This is a genomic window from Acidisoma sp. PAMC 29798 (assembly GCF_030252425.1).
GTDB lineage: Bacteria > Pseudomonadota > Alphaproteobacteria > Acetobacterales > Acetobacteraceae > Acidisoma > Acidisoma cladoniae.
The window spans coordinates 73,845-92,388 of the sequence record NZ_CP126994.1; the positions used below are offsets into that span (position 1 = coordinate 73,845).

An 18,544-nucleotide genomic window follows, 5' to 3' on the forward strand; every position below is an offset into this window, starting at 1 on the left:
CCGCGATCGGTTGACTCATGGCGGCATCGAGAGGTGCCGCCATGAGTGACCTGATCTGGTGATCCGAGGCGCAGATGCATCGGATAGAGTCTTATTTTCCGCGGTCACGACGCGTCATCAACGGCATAATCTTTGTGATCCGCCATGGCCTACGCTGGCGGGACGCTCCGAAGGATCACAGCCCTCACAAGACGATCTCCACCCGGTTCATCCCCGCATGTACGGGGAACGCCTGGCAACGGTTCTGATGACCGACGTAGCAAAATATGACTTTAGATGCGCCATGGTAACCAAAAAATTCGTGCGCGCTCCCGTCACAACGAGGCCCGCGATATCATTGTCGCGGAGGTATCGGTCCAGTTCGGTAGACGCGAAGGGTGACGAGGTGGACTGATGAAAACCGGCTCGCCGTCCGGAGCCTCCCCACATCTCATCGTCTGGTGACCGGGCGCACCCGGACGAATCGGCGATGCTGGGTCGCTGTCCTGATGACGAATGTGGATTACCGTTTGACCGGCTTGCCGGAACGCCGAGCCTGTCCAACGCTTTGCGGCGCCGAGCAGATCACACCTCTCCCTACGGCCGCCACGCGATGGTGCCTTCTGTTCGTGCCCGGACCTCGGGCGAGGCGAGGCACGTGGCGACGGCTTCATAGCCGGGCGCACCGGCATAGGGGGCAACGCGCGTCGGTGGGCTGTGATTGGCCGGGCATAGAATGATGGCCTCATCTGTTCCGATTATAGTCAGGTCCAGGATTGCGTTGGAGCGTGTGAGCAGGAAGAGTTGACGGCGGCCGGGTGCTCGGCGGCGGAGGTGAGCGCTGACGGCCTCCTGGCTGGCTTGATCGAGCCCCTGTTCGATCATGTCGATCACCAAACTGGTCGGGCCTTCGGTTTCCAAACCGACGAGCAGGGCGAGCAAAGCCTCCGACACGATGGCACCGTCCTCGACGACCCACGCCAAGCGCTCGTTGACCCGTGCTTTGAGGGCTGGGTCCGCGTCTAATTGCCCGCGCATTGCGCCTTCGTCGCGCAACCGCTCCAGACCGAGGAACACGGCGTTGGGCAGGGTTTCGGCCAGACGCTGGGCAAATCTGGTCTTGCCGCTGCCCAGGGGGCCAATGATGTAGGTCAGGGGTCGGATGTCATGCAGCTCGAACCGTTCGCCACCCCAAGGCCAAGGAAGGTTGAAAGTGACGGTGGGCCCGGCGGCCGGTTCCATAAGACGCGTCAATGCGCCGGCTGCCAGGGCTTTGCCCTTGCATAGATCAGTCCGCAGGTCGCGTACCTGCGCCACAGTGGCGGCAAGATCGCGGACCCGAGCTTCCAACATCGTCTGGTGGATTGCCAGGGCCGGCTCCAAGTCCTTTGCGTCACCCGCGCATACCCGCGCCACCTGGGCGAGGCTGAGGCCGAGCGCACGCAGCGCCACGACCTCTGTGGCCCGGGCCATGTCGTGGGGACCGTAGACACGCCACCCGGCCGCGGTGCGGACCGGGGAGACCAAGCCGCGCTGCTCATACAACCTCAGCGCCTTGGTCGAGACACCAAGCCGCTTGGAGGCTTCGGAAGGGTTCAAAAATGGGGCGGAAGAGCTCACGAAGCACCTCGTCGGTTGCTGATCGCCGCCCTTATCGACGCGACCCCAAGGGCCAAGTCAAGTGGGTGCGGTAGAGCGCCACGCTCGGCTGTCGCGGGCTTTGGCGGCACACGCGACGGCTGACAGGGCGATTGCCTTTGGGTGAGCGAGACCTTGACGGGTGGACGCTCCAAGCCTAAAAAGAGACAGACCGGTCTCACCTCTAGGTGCTCCCATGCCATCGCCTCCAGCTAGCTCGGACAAGCGCCAACACATCATCGAAACTGCCTACTCGTTGTTCAAACGCGCAGGCTTTCACGCCACGGGCATCGATCGGATCATCGCCGAGGCCAAGGTCGCTAAAATGACGATGTATCGTCATTTCCCAAACAAGGATGGTCTGATTGTCGAGGTGCTCAACTATCGCGCCAAACGGTTCGATCGCCAGCTAGACCGTCTCGTTGCAAAACCCATGAACCCGGAAAGGAAAATCGAGACGATCTTTGGCTGGTACAAGGGCTGGTTTCGGAGTGCCGATTTCCATGGATGCCTGTTCGCGCATGCCCTTGCTGAATTCGGTGATCCTGCGCATCCGGTATTCCAGGTCGCCTCCAAGCAGAAGAACACCCTCAAACAGCGGCTGCGGCAAATACTGGAAGACGCCATGCCAAACCATCGGGCCGAGAGCATCGCGGCGGCACTTTTGATGCTCATCGAAGGAGCAACCCTGATGGCCGAGATGGGGCAGGGGGATGCCGCCATTCGGAGTGCGTGGAAGGCTGCGGCCATGATCATTGCTTCGCCCGGGCCGCCACGATGAGTGTGATCGTCATCGGGCTCGCGCTTTTTGCGGCAATCATGCATGCGACGTGGAATGCCTTTCTTCGCACGGGTGCGGATCGACTGTGGTCCGTTACCGTCATGAGCTTTTCGGGTACGATCGTCGCTGTTCCGTTTGCAGTCTTCCATCTTCCGGCGACGCAGGCCTGGCTCTATATCATCCTGTCGGCCTGCCTTCAGGTCGCTTACAGCCTGTTCCTTGTTGCGGCTTACAGAGACGGCGAATTGGGACAGGTCTATCCGATTATCCGTGGCAGTGTGCCATTGCTGGTCACGCTCGGCGGCGCCTTGATAGCCCACCAACACCCGACCATCGCGCAGACCGTTGGTGTCATTCTTGTTGCCATCGGCATCATGAGCCTCTCTCTGGGAGAAGGAAGGGTCGCCACAAGATCGATCCTCTTTGCTCTTGCAACAGGCATTGTCATTGCGAGTTATGCAACGGTCGATGCCATCGGCGTGCGACAGGCTGGAAGTAGCGAAAGCTATATCGCGTGGGTTCTGGTGATCTACGGCACTCTGCTACCGGCCACCTTTGTCGCTTTTCGGGGGAAACTCTCCGTAGATTTTCGGACAATGGAAACCGTGAAGGCTTTGGGGGGTGGATTGGTCGCGCTCGTGGCCTACGGTGTCGTGGTTGCTGCCTTCGCCCTAGGGCCCGCCGGCCCGATTATAGCAATCAGGGAAACGAGCGTCGTGTTTGCAGCATTGATTGGTTGGCTTTTTCTCAAAGAAACGCTAACGCCTCGGCGTGTCGCGGCTTGCATCGTGGTAGCGCTCGGGGCGATCAGCATCGGTTATCGCTAAGAGACGCGATTGTCGTGGATTTCGGGAAGACCGTGGAAAAACGCGTTCCTAATTTCGACAGGAAGAACGTCACGCTCTCTACGACCCGCCGCGCGTCAGTCGCGCGATAGGGCTAGCCCCGAGAGGCGCGGAGCGTAGGCGTCAAGTCTGCGGGATACGAACTCAGTAAAGAGCCGCACGCGCTTCGTCTTGCGTGTCTCCCCTGAGTGAGAAGCGAGAGCGTTCCGCTCCAGCGCATGGCCGATCCGGCGGAGATCGCGGCCTCGCGCAACTCTGAGGCGCCACGCCCTGCCGGGCGCTTCATGCGATAGAGGAGCCCATAGGGCGTGATAAATCAAAGGAGACGTCTATGATCGGGCGCCTATCTTTCTTGGATCAAGATGCGGCTATAGTATGGCGGTGTATAATCCGACGTGAAAGGTGAGGAATGGAAGTTTCGGATAAGACCGCGAGGCAGATGTTCGCCGAACTGCGTGCCGATCCCGCACGCAAGCGCTTCGGCTTCGGTCGCAAGGCCATGCTCGTCAATGTCGATCCGCAGAATGCCTACACCTCTGTCGATGAATTCGTCACCGCTTACGCCACCGATCCACGGCAGATGGACTACGTCAATGCCCTGGCCGAAGCCGCCCGCGCAAAAGCGCTGCCAGTGATGTGGACCTATGTCGCGTATCGCCCGGATGGGGTGGATTGCGGCGTTTTCGGAATCCGTGACGACACGCCCGACGGTCTTAAGAACATCAAACGCGGATCACGCCGCGCGTCGTTCGACGAACGACTCTCCATCGACGTCGAGCGAGATTATATCGTCAACAAGCTCATGCCATCAGCCTTTCACGAGACCTGTCTGCAGTCCCTCCTGGTCTGGCATGGGTGCGATACGGTGATCGTCGCCGGTGGCTCGACATCCGGTTGCGTGCGCGCGACGGTGGTGGACGGCGTGTCGCGCGGTTACCGGATGATCGTGCCGGAGGAATGCGTCGCGGATCTGCATGAAAGTCCGCATTTCGCCAATCTTTACGACATGCACAAGAAATACGCGGATGTTCTGCCGGTGTCCGAGGTCCTCGCCTTTTACGCCACCTTGCCCTGACCCTGCGGCTGTTTCGCGATGAAGGCTTGGTCCAGGACCTTGGCGCAGGCGAGCAGACGGCGGTCTGAGAAGCGGGGGCCGGTGACGGTCAGCCCCAGCGGCATGCCGGCGGGGCTGCGCATCGCCGGCAGGTTGATGCACGGCACATGCAGCAGGGTCCAGATCAAGTTAAGGGCCGGGCTGCCACCGCCAATTCCCATCGGCGCCTCGCCCGGTGCGCTGGGCGTGACGATCGCGTCAAAACCCGAGGCGATGGCGTCAAATTCGGTGCGGCAGCGCGCGGCGAGATCATAGGCTGCCACCAGCGCCTGGTCGGTAAAGCCGTCCCGATTCTCGACGCGATGGCGGAATTCGTCGTGCAGCAGATCCTTATGCGCGCGATACAGGTTGAGGAAGGCTGCGCGTCCTTCGCGGAACAGGATGACCTGGTGGGCTGCGGCAAGGCCTGAGAACGCCTCCGGCAACTCCAGGGTGGTTACGGTGGCACCGGCATCGGTGAGGATGCGCTCCGCCGCCGCGAAGGCATCCCGCATCGCGGGTTCGGTCGCAGCCCATGCTGGGGAGCGGCAGAAGGCGATCCGCACGCCATCGAGCGAGGCTGGTGCCGGTTGCGCCCGGCCGATGCCATAGACCTCCGCCATCAGATCGAGGTCGGCCACCGATCGGCCGTACCAGCCGATGGTGTCCAAGGTGATGGAATAGACGCGGGCGCCCTCCCGGCTGACGGCACCCCAGGTCGGCTTGCATGCATAGGCGCCGCAGAAGGAGGCAGGCCGGATCAGTGACCCGCCCGTCTGTGTTCCCAAGGCAAGCGGCACCTGCCCGTCACCCACCGCAGCGGCCGATCCGGCGGATGAGCCGCCGGAGATGCGACGCGGATCATGCGGGTTGCGGGTCGGTGGATGGCGGCCTGCGGCGGCGAATTCCGTCGTCTCGGTCTTGCCGATGATCAGTGCACCCGCCGCACGCAAGGTCTCGACGCAGCCGGCATCGGCGCCGGGCCGATGACCGAAGAAGATCGGCGAGTTGTGGCACGTCGGCATGTCCCGCGTGTCGATGACATCCTTGATGGCGACCGGTATGCCGTGCAGCAGCCCAAAGCTCGGTGTCTGATCCAGTTCCCGTGCCTGCCGCAACACGGCAGCCGGATCAACATAGGCCCAGGCTTTCAGCACATCCTCCCGCGCCGCCATCTTGTCGAGACAGCCGCGCGCGAGCGTTTCAGCGTCCAGCGCGCCCGACGCGATGGCGGCGGCGGCTTCGGTCGCGGTCAGCCGCGTGGCGGTGTCGCGGTCGATCCTGTCACTCATACCTGTGTCCATTCCGCAAAGAGTTTTGGGGTGCAGTGGTGATGGTCGGTCACTTCCTGGAAAGCGACGCCGGCGGCCAGCAGCCGCGCCTCGGACCACGGAGGGCCCACGAGTTGCAGGCCGATCGGCAGGCCGTTCACGAAACCGCAAGGCACCGATACCGCCGGCAGCGCCGCAAAAGACCAGGGCGTGCTCAGCCGGGTCAGGCGATGTGTGGCGGCAATCATATCCGCGGCATCGGAAACCAGTGGCGCGGGAAACCCCACAGTCGGCATTGCCAAGACATCTGCGTCGGCGAAGACATCCTCCACCCGACGCTGCCACGCCGCTTGCTGGGAGATCGCAGCCGAATAGGCGGCACCCGTAATGGCGCGGCCGAGCCGCAACCGCCGTTCGACATCCGCGCCGAACATCGCAGGATCGCTCTCGAAGCGTGCCTGATGCACCGCCGCGGCATCGGCCTGCGCACAGGTCTGCATGGCGACATGAACGTCTTCGATGCTGTCGATCTGGGCGTTTGTGACGACGGCGCCGAGGTGCACGAAGACGGCCATCGCGGCGCGGAGCAAAGTGACGACCTCCGGAATCGCTTCCGTCTCGGCCAAAGCCCATGGCACCCCGATCCTCATGCCACTCAACCCGCCCGCGTGCAGGCTGGCCCAGCTTTCCACATGGCGGTCGATGCTGCGCGGGTCGCGGGCGTCGTAGCCTGCGATCACCTCATAAGCGGTCGCAACGTCACGCATCCGGCGGGCGAGGGGGCCGATGGTGTCGAAGGCGGCGCTGACCGGCATGGTCCCATCATTCGAGATGCGGCCGACCGTGGGGCGCAGGCCAGAGACGCCGTTCAGCGCGGCGGGAATACGGACGGAGCCGCCCGTATCGCTGCCGATCGCGATCTCGCTGAAGCCGGCCGCCACGGAGACACCCGCACCCCCGCTGGAGCCACCGGGGATTGCATTGATGTTCCACGGATTGCGGCAGGCGCCATGATGCGGGTTCTGCGATGTCGCGCCGAAGGCGAATTCGTGCAGATTGTCCTTGCCGATGATAACCGCGCCAGCCCGGCGCAGCCGCGCCACCACCGTCGCATCATGATGTGGCACGCGATCGGCAAACCATTTCGAACCACGGGTGGTGCGAACGCCGGCGGTATCGATATTGTCCTTCACCGAGAGGATGACGCCTGCCAGGGCGCCGCCCGCCCTTTGCTCCTGCTGGCGCGCCGCGACCGCGCGCGCGGGCTCGGGCAGCGGCGTGATCATCGCATGGAGCGTGTCATTGTAAGTCGCGATCCTGCCAATGCAGTCCTCAAGCCGATGCATGAGCGGGAGCCGGTCGTCCATGATGGGAACCCTCGTCTGGCTGAGCGTGCGCACAAACCATGCGCGTTCCCGGCTGCCGCGTAAACTTGTTCATGTACGGACAAGCGCCTAATCCGCAGGCATCGTCTGCCCCTTCTGTCGAGACGATCACGCGGAGCCGCTTGTACGGACTTATACATGACGTGGCACCGATCTTGCAGAGACGTGACAGGTCAGTTGAGGAGCCAAGCGTCATGGATATCGGTATTTTCATCCCGATCGGAAACAACGGGTGGCTGATTTCTGAAACCTCGCCGCAGTACAAGCCGAGCTTTGCCTTGAACAAGGCCGTAGTGCAGAAGGCGGAACATTACGGATTCGATTTTGCGCTCTCCATGATCAAGTTGCATGGCTTCGGCGGCAAGACCGAGTTCTGGGACTATAACCTCGAATCCTTCACCTTGATGGCGGGGCTGGCCGCGGTCACGAGCCGTATCAAACTCTATGCCTCGACCGCGATCCTGACCTTGCCGCCGGCACTCGTCGCGCGCATGGCGACCACCATCGATTCCATCGCGCCGGGTCGCTTCGGCATCAACATCGTGACGGGTTGGCAGAAGGTCGAATACGAGCAGATGGGCCTATGGCCGGGCGACCACTACTTCGGCAAGCGCTACGATTACGCGACCGAATATGTGACCGTCATGAAGGATCTCTGGACCACGGGACAGTCCAACCACACCGGCGAATTCTTCCAGATGACGGACTGTATGATGAAGCCGATGCCCTCGGCCGATATTAAGCTTGTCGTCGCCGGCCAGAGCGGCCGCGGCGTCGAATTCGCGGCGGACTTCGCTGATTTCAACTTCGTCAATGGCGTCGGTGTCAATACGCCGACCGCCTGCGCGCCGACGGTGCAGCGCTTGGTGGAAGCGGCAGCGAAGACGGGCCGGGACGTCGGCTCCTACATCCTCTGCATGGTGATTGCCGACGAAACCGATGAGCGCGCCCAGGCGAAGTGGACCCTGTATCGCGACGGTGCCGATGTCGGTGCGCTGTCTTGGATGGCAGACCAGGGCGGCAAGGACCACACCGCCGGAGAGACGAGCACGGCCCGCCACATCAACCTTCCAGAGGGCGCGGTGAACTTCAACATGGGCACCATCGTGGGCTCCTACGCGACCTGCGCCCGCTTGCTGGACCAGGCGGCGAGCATCTCCGGCGTCAAAGGCATCATGCTGACCTTCGACGACTTCCTCGTTGGCATCGAGGCCTTCGGCCAATACATCCAGCCGCTGATGGCCTCCCGGCAGGATGCGCTGGTCCACGTCGCCGCATGAGCCGGCCCATCGCGGAGGACACCATCCGCGCCACGCTTTTGGCCGGCACCGTGGCGGCGCCCTCAGGTCCGGCGCGTGACCTTCCGAAGGCGTGGGAGGGGACGCCCGAACCGGGCTATTTCGAGCGCGATTTCGCGGCCCTCGCGCCCAGGGTATCGCCGGTCGCGATGGAGCCTCCGTCTCCGCCCGAGACGGGACGTCGTTTCCCGCTGCATCTGCTCGGTGTGGGCGACCTACAAACTGCTTACCGCAGTGGGCAGACAGACCCGGTGGCGGTCCTCGCCGCCCTCCACGCGCGGATCGCGACGCACCCAACTGGCAAGGCTGCGATCCTGGCGATGATCGAAGGTCGCGAGGCCATGGCGGAGGACAGCGCGCTGCGCATTCGGGAAGGCCGGGCGCGGCCGCTCGAGGGCATTCCCATCGGCGTCAAGGACATCATCGACGTCCGCGATACGCCGGTGACCTGCGGGTCCTTCCAGACGAAGGATCGCGTGGCGGGCTCGGATGCGGAAGTCGTCGCGCGTTTGCGCAACGCCGGCGCCATTCCCGTCGCCATGCTGGCGACGACGGAGTTCGCCTGCGGCTCCGCGCTCAATCCGCGTTACGGGGCCGTGCCTAACCCTTGGGACAAGGGGCGATGGACCGGCGGCTCCTCCACCGGCTCCGGCGCGATGCTGGCGGCCCGGATGCTGCCGCTGGCACTGGGCACGGATACGGGCGGCTCCATCCGCATCCCCGCGGCTTGGTGCGGCGTCACCGGGCTGAAGCCGACCCGCGGTCTGGTGCCGCGCACGGGCGTGGCGCCGCTGTCCTGGACGCTGGACCACATTGGGCCGATGGCCCGCTCGGTCGACGATCTCGCGCGCGTCATGCCGCTGATCGCGGGGCCGGACGGCGTGGATCCGACGGCCGTCGGTGTCTACGACACCGGTCGCGCGCGGCCGGATATCATGGGTCTGCGGATCGGCGTGCCGGCCGGCTGGTTCGTCACCTTGCAGGACGATGCGGTTCTGACCGCCTGGCGGGCCGCCCTGGCCACGCTGGAGGGGCTGGGTGCGCGCCTGGTGCCGATCGACCTCGGCGACATCGCGGGGCCACACGCAGACGGCTACCTGGTCCTGATGTCGGAACTCGCCAGCCTGCAGGAGCCGACGCTCGACACGATCGACCTTTTCGATGTCGGCACCCGCGCGCGGCTGGAGCAGGGACAGGCCTTCTCCGCCACCGCGTATCTGCGCGCGCTCCGCAGTCGCCCCGTGGTGCTGCAGCGCATGCTGAAGGCTATGGAAGCTGTGGATGTGCTGGTGACGCCGGGGCCGGGCGGGGAAGCGGCCTTCCTGGAAGATCTGACGGTCGCTGTGGATCGCACACGCCATCCGCTGCAACTCATCGTGCCTCGCAACACGATGATCTTCGACTACACGGGCATGCCCGCGCTGATGCTGCCTTCCGGCCTCGGCACCTCCGGCCTGCCGGTCGCCATCCAGATGGTGGGGAAACCCTATGACGACGCGCTGTGCCTGAGCGTCGGCGCCGCCTTCCAGACGGCCACGACCTTCCACCTCAATGCGCCGCCGGAGCCGGAGCCGGTCGCATCATGAATGCCAAGACGCCCGTGACGGTGCTGACGGGCTTTCTCGGCAGTGGCAAGACGAGCCTGCTGAAGCGGGTGCTGGCCTCGCCCGGCATGGCGGATACCGCCGTCATCATCAACGAAGCCGGCGATATGGGCCTCGATCACCTGCTGGTCGAAGCGGTGGACGAGCAGGTGCTGGAAATGCCGAGCGGCTGTCTGTGCTGTCTGCGCCGGCTCGACATCGTCACCACCGTCCGCAGCCTGATCGAGCGGCGCGACCGCGGCGAGATCCGCGCTTTCAGCCGTATCGTGATCGAGACTAGCGGCCTGGCCGATCCGGCGCCCATTTTGTACACCCTCGCGGCCGACCCCATGCTGGGGCATGTGCTGAGCTTCCGCGCGGTGGTGACGCTTGTCGATGCCGTGGCTGGCGCAAACACACTCGCGCGGCATCCGGAAGCCGCGAGCCAAGTCGCGGTCGCCGATCGCATTCTGATCACCAAGACCGATCTGGCCAGCCCCGATCCCGCCTTGCTGAGCGCGATCGACGGCCTGAATGCCTGGGCGGACCGCATTAGCCTGCCGGGCGATCATGACCCTGCGGACCTGATGTTCGGAACGGTTCCGACGATCGGCAAACAGCGCTTCGTCGCACAAGCGGTCCCGGCCGCGATGCATACGGCGAAGATCACCACATTGTCGCTGGTCCTGGCGCACCCCATCACTCGACTGGAATTCGCCGTGGCGCTCGGGGCGCTCGCGTCCAGGCACGGTGAGGATCTGCTGCGGGTCAAAGGTCTGATGGCCTTCGCCGATCGGCCGGACCGCATCGCCGTCATCCACGCCGTGCAGCACACGATCTATCGCCCTGACTGGCTGGACGGATGGCCGGACGGCGACACCCGCAGCCGGCTTGTTTTCGTGGTGCGTGACATGGCGCCCGCGGCCATCACCACGCATTTCGCCGCCGCCGGACCCATCCTCTGGACGCCGATCGATGCAGGCGAGGCCGCGCATGGCCCTGGCCGTCTCGTCGCGGCCTGATCTCGAAAGGAACCGCCCATGTTCGATTTGGTCATCAGCAACGGCCAGGCCGTGTTGCCGAGTGGCACGGCGACGGTCGATATCGCCGTCACAGGGGGTATCATCTCCGCCATCGGCGCCCCTGGCACGCTGGCGGCCGCAGGGGCCAAGCGCGTGGTGGACGCCACCGGGCAGATCGTGGTGCCCGGCGGCATTGATCCGCATATCCATTCGGGCCTGACGCTGCCAGGGCCAGGCGGCACGACCATGACCAGCGAACTGCCTGCCGTGGTGAGCAAGGCCTGCCTGTTCGGCGGCACCACCATGATGTGCGACTTCATCTTCTGGCGGAACGGGGAGAGTTTGGCGGCAGCGGCCGACGCCCGGCGCACGCTGTTCGACGATCTGTGTTTCGCTGACTATACGCTCCACATCGCAGTCGAGAGCCCGATGTCGAAGGAGATCCTGGCCGAGATCCCCGCCATGGTCCAGGCCGGCTATCCGACGATCAAGATGTTCACTACGGACATTACGCCCGGCCGGATGGCGCATCTGACGAATTTTGGCGAGATCTGGGAAGTGTTGAAGATCCTCGCGAAAGAGGGCGGCATGGCGCTGATCCATGCCGAGGACAATGATCTGGTCATGCACATGTATGAAAAGCTCATTTCCGAGGACAAGACCGGTTTCGAATATCTCGCTGAAGCGCATACGGTGCTGTCTGAGGCGCTGTCCTTCAACCGCGTCATTGGCCTGGCGGAAAGCGTGCCGGGGGCTGCGATGTACATGGTCCATACCAGCGCACGCACTGGCGTGGACGCCATTGCGAAATCGCGGGCGCGGGGCTTCCCGATCTACGGTGAGACGCTGCATCAATATGTGCTGTTCAATGCCGAAGACTATAAGCGGCCCAACGGCCAGATCTATCACACCTATCCATCCCTGAAATATCCGGAGGATCAGAAGGCGCTGTGGGCAGGTATGGAATCCGGCGCCTTGCAATGCGTGGCGACCGATGAGCTGTGCTGCCCGCTTGATGTGAAACTCGTCGGCAACCGTATCGACGATACCACCGGCGGCAATAGCGGCGTCGAACCGCGGGTCGCGCTGATGTACACGGAAATGGTCACCAAGCGCGGCTTCTCGCTCGAACATTTCGTCGATCTGATTTCCACCAATGCTGCCAAACTCATGGGACTTTATCCGCGCAAGGGTGTGCTCGCGGTTGGATCGGACGCAGACATTGTGCTGCTGGATCCGAAACTCGCTCATAAGATCGACGGATCGGCGCTGCATTCGGTGGATTATTCGCCGTGGGACGGCTGGGACGTCTCGATCTGGCCGAGCATGACGGTGCTGCGCGGCAAGGTCATGGTCGAAGGCGGCCAGTTCAACGGCGAACTGACGGACGGCGAATTCGTGCCCCGCGCCATCGCCCCGGAGATCCTGCAAGGGCCGGCGGTCTAACGACCGTGACCGATCTCTTGGGCTTGACGCTGCGGGAGGCGTCCGAGGCCGTGCGGCAGCGGTCGGTGTCGCCCGTCGCCCTGGTGGACGCCTATCTTGCGCGGATCACGGCAATCGACTCACAGATCACGAGCTATATTCTCGTGATGGCGGAAGAGGCGCGCACGGCGATCTTCGCAATCGGCAGCGATACCGGCGGCTCGGTGCGGTTGCCCGCAGCGGCATGCGGGCTGCAGGGGCTGAAGCCGACCTTCGGATTGGTGAGCCGCTACGGGATGCTGCCGAACTGCTGGGCTTTCGATACGGTCGGGCCGCTGTGCTGGAACGTTTGGGACTGCGCGGCAATTCTGCAGGCGATCGCCGGACCGGATCCGCTGGATCCCGTGTCGGCCGGCCAGGCCGACGACTATATGACGCATCTGGCGGATGGCGTGGCCGGCATGACGATTGGCCTCATTGCTGACGGTGACTGCGACGGAGTGCATCCGGACGCGGCCATTCTGGCCAATCTGGTTCAGGCCGCCGAGGTCTTCGTTGCAGCCGGCGCCGTGGTGAAGACGGTCGCGATGCCGGCGTCCTTCATCCGCTACCGCTTGGCGGCCTCGGTCATCAACTGGGCGGAATCCTTCGCGATTCATGAGGCGGATTTTTGCGAGCGCGGTGCCATGATGGGGCAGGCGCTGCGGGACAAGATGATGGCGGGCCTCAGCCTGCCGGCGGTGGATTATATCGCCGCGCTGCGCGACCGCCGTGTTTTGACCGAGGCCAATGCGGCGCTGATGGCGGAGGTTGATCTGTTGCTGCTGCCGGGTGCCTTCCATGTCGCGCCGCCGTTGGATGATCCGTCAAAGGTGGCGGCCTATACGGCGGATACGGCGATGACGCCCTTCAGCATTAGCGGCCATCCTGCCATCTCGCTCTGCAGCGGCTTCGATGCGGAGGGGCTGCCGACCAATATCCAGCTCGTCGGGCAATGGTTCGGGGAGGCGGCGTTGCTGCGCGCCGCTTTCGCTTACGAAACCGCGACGCCCTGGCGCACGGCGTTTCCGGTTTTGAAGGGATAGGCTGGGATGGCAGAAACCCAGACGACGCGGCTGATCCCGTCTTTGCCGCCGGGCTTATCGCCCGCGCAGGCGACCCGTTACGAGGAAATTGCGGCCATCGCCCGCGCGACCGCGGACCGGCTGCCGCGCGGGCTGGCGAAGACGCTGGAACCGGCGCATGTCTTTGTGCTGCACGGTGTGGCGCTCAGGTGAATTCCTGCGGCTCCCGCTTGCGCACAAGCTGCGAAAGCGCAACGGCCAGGACCAGAGCACCGCCGTAGAACAGGTTTTGCACGAAGGTCTGGATGCCGAGCATCGTCAGGCCCGTAATGCCGATGACGAGGAAATAGACCGCGATCAACGTGCCCCAGGCATTGAAGCGGCCGGGCGTGATACTCGTCGCCCCCAGGAAGGCGGCGGCGAAGGCGGGCAGCAGGAAGGTGGTGCCGGACAGGGGGTCCGCCGCGCCGATCGTTCCGGCATACAGGATTCCCGTCGCGGCGCTGATCACACCCGATGCGATGAGGCAAAGCAGGCGCACCCGATCGACCCGGATGCCAGAAAGCCTCGCAACCTCACGGCTGCGGCCGACGAACAGCAGGCGCCGTCCCGCCGTGGTATAGCCTAGGAAATACCAGATCGCGACGCAGAGGATGAGCGCGTAGTAGAAGGCCAACGGGATGCCGAACAGGCGCCGCACGACCACCCAGGACACCAGGCCATTATCGATACCGCTGATGGTGTTGGAATCACTGATCCAGAGCACCACGCCGCTGATGAAGGTGCCCGTGCCCAAGGTCACGATCAGCGAGGGGATGCGAAAATACAGGATGAATCCGGCATTGATCACGCCGACCACGGCCCCCGTGACGAGGGCAACGGCCATCGCCGCATAGATCGACCAGCCGAGCTGCGCATTCAGGACGGCAATGAGCATCGATGACAGTGTCAGCATCGAGGCGATCGAAAGATCGAAGTCCCCCGCTGTCAGTGGAATGATGAGGGCGAGACTCAAAACCACCAGAACGGCCTGCGAACCGAGCATGGTCGAGATATTCGCCCATGACAGAAAGGCATGCGGCACCAGCACACCGAAGAGCGCCGCCAGGGCGATGGTCGCCGCCAGCAGGGCGAAGGATTCCGCGACGCCCGCCAGGTTGAACGTGCGGGCGGCCGATCCGGCCGGGGAGACGTGGGTATCGGTACCCACCTGCTCGGGTATTTGGCTCATGCCGCGACCACCTCCGGAAGTCTGGAAAAGGCATTGGCGCCGACGCTGAGCAGGCAGCGTTCGGCAATGGCGTCTTTGCTGATTGCGGCGCCTTCAAGCGTTTCGACGATCTGGCCGCGCGCGAAGATGAGCACCCGGTCGCAGATCTGCGCGAGCTGCTCATAGTCCGTGCTGGCGACCATGATCGACGTGCCGTCCGCCGCCGCATGATCCAGGGCCGCAAAAAGCTGCTGACGCGCACCGACATCGACGCCTTGGGTCGGCTCGTCCAGCATGAGCAGCCGTGGCGAGGTCTGCAGCCATTTCGCCATCAGTACCTTCTGCGCGTTGCCGCCGCTGAGCGATGACAGCGCCTGCAGGGGTCGGTTCGGCCGCACGTCATACTGCCGGCCGAGCTGGGTCGCGCGGTCGGTCATTTCAGACCAGTCCAGACGGAACCAGCGCACGAAATCCTGCAACACCGGGAGGAGCATATTCTCGGCGATGGTGAGATTGCCGACCCCGGCAGCGCCGAGACGGTCGGAGGGTAGAAGCGCCAGCCTGGCCTGCAAGGCCGCCGGCGGCGACATCTTCGCGAGCGGCCGCGTCTCGCCGTCGATCAAGATGGTACCGGCCCGTGCCGGCTGCGCGCCATACAGCGTATAGGGCAATTCGTCGAAGCCGGAGCCGATCAGGCCGGTGAGGCCCAGGATCTCACCGCGTCGGATGTCGAAGGAAACGTCGCGCAGGATTTTGCCCGCGACATTGCGGGCCGAAACGGCGACAGGCACCTTCGCCAGATCCTTCACCGCCGTTCGATACAGGCTGACGCGGCGGCCTATGATGAGTTCCACGAACGCCTCCGCCGTCGCTCCGCGGGACGTGAGGGTGCCGGCCAGATTGCCATCCCGCAATACCGTGGCGCGATCGGTGATCTCCCGAATCTCGTCGATGTCATGGGAGACGAAAATGACAGCGGCGCCCTCCCGAACGATCGTGCGGACCAGATCGAAGAGCTTGTCGACGCCGACCTTCGGCAAGAAGGGTGTCGGCTCATCCAGGATCAGCACACCGCGACCCCGGCTAGAGGCGGTGCGGATATCCTCGAAAGCGCGAACGATGGCGACCAGGGCGCGTTCGACCTGGGGCAGATCGGCGATCCGGCTGGTGGGGTCGATGGTGAGCCCGAAGCGCGCGAAGGTTTCGCGGGCCTTCGCCTCCTCCCGCCGCCAGTCGATCCGCCAGCGGGATTGGCTTGCGATGTCGCCAATCAGCAGGTTTTCCAGCACGCTGAGCGTCGGCACCAGGCCCAGATGCTGATGAACGAAGGCGATGCCGAGCTTGCGGGCGGCCCCTGGCGCCATGGGTAAGGGAACGCTCTCACCATACATAATCAGCTCGGCGCCTGGCTCGGGGTCATGAAACCCGGCCAGTATCTTGATGAGGGTCGACTTGCCCGAACCGTTCTGGCCGAGGAGGCCATGGACCTCCCCAGGCATGACCTCAAGCGCCACGTCGTTCAGTACTGTCGAGGTGCCGAAGCGCTTCGACAGATGGGTGACAGCGAGTGCGGGCGCTTCACCGGGATAGCGGCGAGCGACCGCGCTCACTAATGCATCCCCCAGAGCGCCTCGTAGCCCGCCACGTGCTTGTCGCCGTAGCCCTGGTCGAAGTTCGCCGGAATGCCGGCATCCTTGGCGTTCGCGCCGCTGAAGATATAGAGCGGCACATAGAGCGTCTGTCCGATCGACGGCAGGCCGCACATATTCCGCATCTCACCGTCCAGGATGGAGCGGGCGATCCAGCCGAGGCTTTCGCCCACATCCATCTCCACATCGCCGCGACGCACCATGTCGATGATGAAGGGCGTGCCGTTGAAGGTGGCGATCTTCACGTCCTTACGATGGCCGGTGATGGTCAGGGCCGGGATCACGAACTGCGACATGCTGTCATAGAGCGGAACGATGTAGTTGATGGTCGGGTCTGCGATCAGCGACGACTGCACGGTCGTCTGGATCTTGGTCGACCAGTCGGCAACCGTTACCGTGACATAGCGATGCTTGCAGCCGGGTCCGCACACGGTGTCGAGCGTCTTGCCGAGCATGTCCGCATAGGGCTTGCTCGGTAGGATGTCGCTGGAACCGACGATCAGGACATTGGCCTTCCCGCCGGACTTCAGCGTGATCCAGTTGGCGATGATCTCGCCCACTTCGTGGAACGGGATCCGGAGCGTGACCGCAACGGCGGGATCGACCGGCTGCGTCGTGTCGGAGTAATGGGTCGCAAAGACCTTTACGCCGGCCTTGTTGGCGGCCGCCACCTGTGGGGCGAGCGCATTCGGGATGATGCCGCCCATCAGGTCGATGCCGGTGAACTTGTTGTCCGTGCCGAAGGCCATGCCTTGCACCCACTGGGTCGGCCGGCCCTGGTTCTTCCATTGCGAGAACTTGAAGCCGACTTGCTTGGCGACGGTGCCCATTGAGCTTTCGATGCCATCCACGAAGGGGATCGCGCTCGATGTCGGTATGGACAGCAGGCTTTTTCCGGCCATGCACTTGCGGGCGTCGAAGGGCGGCCCGGGCGGCGTGAATGCCGGCATCTGCGAATGCGCGTCGATGATCGCTTGCGCATGCGCAAGATCCGGTGTTGCGGCGTTCGCACGTTGACCCACGACGGTGAGAGCGAGACTGCCGATGACGGCTGCCGAAGCGAGAATGAACCTGCGCAACGTGACCTCCTCCATAGTGAGATGTGCCTGGAATAGGAAAGCGAGGCCGGGGAGCGAGAGCAGCGCCGCGGAAACCTTGGCATCTCCAGACTAGCAGAGTGAGTCTTGCAGCTTCCGTGCCAAGAGGCCCGCTCGTGAATCGAGCATAAGTACGGACAACCTTGGATTACTGGCGTACATTCCGGCAGGGCTGGAATGGTCTGCCCAGACGCTGAGCAGCGGTCGCGAAGGCGTGCCGAACGGCTTCCTTGGAGGACCTGTCCATGCGAAGAGAGCGGCTGACGGGTTGTAACAACAAGAACAGGAGCGGCTCGGAAATGGCCACGAAAGCGAGGGGTCCGTCGCGCGGAAGCGTCAAGGGCCTGCTTGCTATCGACCAGTCCGATCTACCGCCGCAATCGGACCCTCGGTCCGCCACGCCACGGTATCTTCAATTGGCCCACACCCTGCTCGGCGCGATCCAGGATAATACGCATAAGGTTGGAACCCTGCTTCCGACCGAAGTCGAACTTGCGGCCCAGTATGGCGTCAGCCGCCAGACCGTGCGTCAGGCGATTGGGCAACTTCGGCAGCAGGGGCTGCTGAGCGCGCGCAAGGGCGTTGGAACGCGCGTCGATTCCAAGCAGCCGCCGCGGCGCTTCAGCTATTCCGCTCTGTCCGAGACCGATCTGGTGGAAATCGTCGAGGGCACGGAAATGTCCTTCCAGTCGTCCAAGATGGTCGCCGTCAGGGGGGCGCTCGCGGCGCAGCTCGGATGTCGCGCAAATCACCGCTGGCTTCATCTGTCCAGCACGCGCCGGGTGGATGGCGAGAACCTGCCCCTGTCCTGGATCAACGTCTATATCGACGGTCGGATCGCGCCGCGTCTCAAAATCCCCAAACTTCTTCGTCCGGCCCTGTTTCGATTGGTGGAACAACAGTCGGGTGAGACCTTCATCGAGATCCTTCAGGAGATCAGGGCAACCGTTCTCACTCCCGCCATGGCCAAGCAGCTCGGCAGTGTGCCCGGCAGCACGGCGCTTGAGATCACGCGGCGTTATTTCAGCACGGGCCGCCGCCTCATCATGGTGTCGGTCAATACGCTGCCGTCCGATCGGTTTTTCTACTCCGTCGCCATTTCGCGCGACTGACGGCGGCCTGCCCAGGCATGCTTGCGAGCGTGGCAATCTTGGATTAAGTCCGTACATATGGACAGGCAGGTGGGGTCCGCGGTCACGCTTTC

General features: G+C 63.8%; 17 protein-coding genes. 11 read left to right on the plus strand and 6 right to left on the minus strand.

The features are described 5' to 3' along the window. Window positions 1-74: 74 nt before the first annotated feature. Complete coding sequence (locus tag QP803_RS00370) at window positions 75-248, plus strand: transposase (RefSeq protein ID WP_284945705.1); 174 nt, start codon at window positions 75-77, stop codon at window positions 246-248. A gap of 328 nt (window positions 249-576) precedes the next feature. On the opposite strand, the gene QP803_RS00375 is transcribed toward QP803_RS00370, so the two are convergent. After that, window positions 577-1,599: a MerR family transcriptional regulator gene (locus QP803_RS00375; RefSeq protein ID WP_284945706.1), complete on the minus strand. Its 1,023-nt coding sequence runs from the start codon at window positions 1,597-1,599 to the stop codon at window positions 577-579. A gap of 214 nt (window positions 1,600-1,813) precedes the next feature. On the opposite strand from QP803_RS00375, the gene QP803_RS00380 reads away from it, so the two are divergent. From QP803_RS00380 to QP803_RS00390, 3 genes are all read left to right on the plus strand, one after another. Further along, complete coding sequence (locus tag QP803_RS00380) at window positions 1,814-2,398, plus strand: TetR/AcrR family transcriptional regulator (RefSeq protein ID WP_284945707.1); 585 nt, start codon at window positions 1,814-1,816, stop codon at window positions 2,396-2,398. Further along, window positions 2,395-3,225: an EamA family transporter gene (locus QP803_RS00385; protein WP_284945708.1), complete on the plus strand. Its 831-nt coding sequence runs from the start codon at window positions 2,395-2,397 to the stop codon at window positions 3,223-3,225. Before QP803_RS00380 ends, QP803_RS00385 begins: the two co-directional genes overlap by 4 nt. A gap of 427 nt (window positions 3,226-3,652) precedes the next feature. After that, window positions 3,653-4,318: an isochorismatase family protein gene (locus tag QP803_RS00390; protein ID WP_284945709.1), complete on the plus strand. Its 666-nt coding sequence runs from the start codon at window positions 3,653-3,655 to the stop codon at window positions 4,316-4,318. Here QP803_RS00390 and QP803_RS00395 read toward each other — a convergent pair. After that, the gene (locus QP803_RS00395; RefSeq protein ID WP_284945710.1) at window positions 4,300-5,628 is read right to left on the minus strand and encodes an amidase; all 1,329 of its coding nucleotides are present in this window, start codon (window positions 5,626-5,628) and stop codon (window positions 4,300-4,302) included. The two genes, QP803_RS00390 and QP803_RS00395, sit on opposite strands and share 19 nt — an antisense overlap. Continuing rightward, entirely contained in the window at window positions 5,625-6,974 is a 1,350-nt protein-coding gene (locus tag QP803_RS00400) for an amidase (protein ID WP_284945711.1), read from the minus strand. The genes QP803_RS00395 and QP803_RS00400 overlap by 4 nt, the downstream gene beginning before the upstream one ends. Before the next feature lie 212 nt (window positions 6,975-7,186). Between QP803_RS00400 and rutA the strand changes: the two genes are divergently transcribed. The 6 genes from rutA to QP803_RS00430 are packed head-to-tail and all read left to right on the plus strand — an operon-like array spanning window position 7,187 to window position 13,597. Beyond that, window positions 7,187-8,272 (plus strand): pyrimidine utilization protein A, encoded by a 1,086-nt coding sequence (gene rutA, locus QP803_RS00405; RefSeq protein WP_284945712.1) that lies wholly within the window; start codon window positions 7,187-7,189, stop codon window positions 8,270-8,272. Beyond that, the gene (locus QP803_RS00410) at window positions 8,269-9,876 is read left to right on the plus strand and encodes an amidase (protein ID WP_284945713.1); all 1,608 of its coding nucleotides are present in this window, start codon (window positions 8,269-8,271) and stop codon (window positions 9,874-9,876) included. The genes rutA and QP803_RS00410 overlap by 4 nt, the downstream gene beginning before the upstream one ends. Further along, the gene (locus tag QP803_RS00415) at window positions 9,873-10,895 is read left to right on the plus strand and encodes a CobW family GTP-binding protein (RefSeq protein WP_284945714.1); all 1,023 of its coding nucleotides are present in this window, start codon (window positions 9,873-9,875) and stop codon (window positions 10,893-10,895) included. The genes QP803_RS00410 and QP803_RS00415 overlap by 4 nt, the downstream gene beginning before the upstream one ends. Window positions 10,896-10,913: 18 nt before the next feature. Further along, entirely contained in the window at window positions 10,914-12,341 is a 1,428-nt protein-coding gene (locus QP803_RS00420) for an amidohydrolase family protein (RefSeq protein ID WP_284945715.1), read from the plus strand. 5 nt (window positions 12,342-12,346) lie between these two features. Then, window positions 12,347-13,405, plus strand: a complete 1,059-nt coding sequence (locus QP803_RS00425; RefSeq protein ID WP_284945716.1) for an amidase — start codon at window positions 12,347-12,349, stop codon at window positions 13,403-13,405. Window positions 13,406-13,411: 6 nt separating this feature from the next. Then, the gene (locus QP803_RS00430; protein WP_284945717.1) at window positions 13,412-13,597 is read left to right on the plus strand and encodes a hypothetical protein; all 186 of its coding nucleotides are present in this window, start codon (window positions 13,412-13,414) and stop codon (window positions 13,595-13,597) included. Here QP803_RS00430 and QP803_RS00435 read toward each other — a convergent pair. From QP803_RS00435 to QP803_RS00445, 3 genes are read right to left on the minus strand one after another with little or no spacing between them, the layout of a single operon-like run. Then, complete coding sequence (locus tag QP803_RS00435) at window positions 13,590-14,615, minus strand: ABC transporter permease (protein WP_284945718.1); 1,026 nt, start codon at window positions 14,613-14,615, stop codon at window positions 13,590-13,592. The two genes, QP803_RS00430 and QP803_RS00435, sit on opposite strands and share 8 nt — an antisense overlap. Further along, entirely contained in the window at window positions 14,612-16,204 is a 1,593-nt protein-coding gene (locus QP803_RS00440) for a sugar ABC transporter ATP-binding protein (protein ID WP_284945719.1), read from the minus strand. Before QP803_RS00440 ends, QP803_RS00435 begins: the two co-directional genes overlap by 4 nt. Then, window positions 16,204-17,322 carry a sugar ABC transporter substrate-binding protein gene (locus tag QP803_RS00445; protein ID WP_284945720.1) on the minus strand — a complete coding sequence of 373 codons (1,119 nt, stop codon included), beginning with the start codon at window positions 17,320-17,322 and terminating at the stop codon, window positions 16,204-16,206. The genes QP803_RS00440 and QP803_RS00445 overlap by 1 nt, the downstream gene beginning before the upstream one ends. A 317-nt stretch (window positions 17,323-17,639) precedes the next feature. Here QP803_RS00445 and QP803_RS00450 point away from each other — a divergent pair, with 317 nt between their 5' ends. Beyond that, the gene (locus QP803_RS00450; protein ID WP_284945721.1) at window positions 17,640-18,452 is read left to right on the plus strand and encodes a GntR family transcriptional regulator; all 813 of its coding nucleotides are present in this window, start codon (window positions 17,640-17,642) and stop codon (window positions 18,450-18,452) included. The last annotated feature ends 92 nt before the right edge of the window (window positions 18,453-18,544 follow it).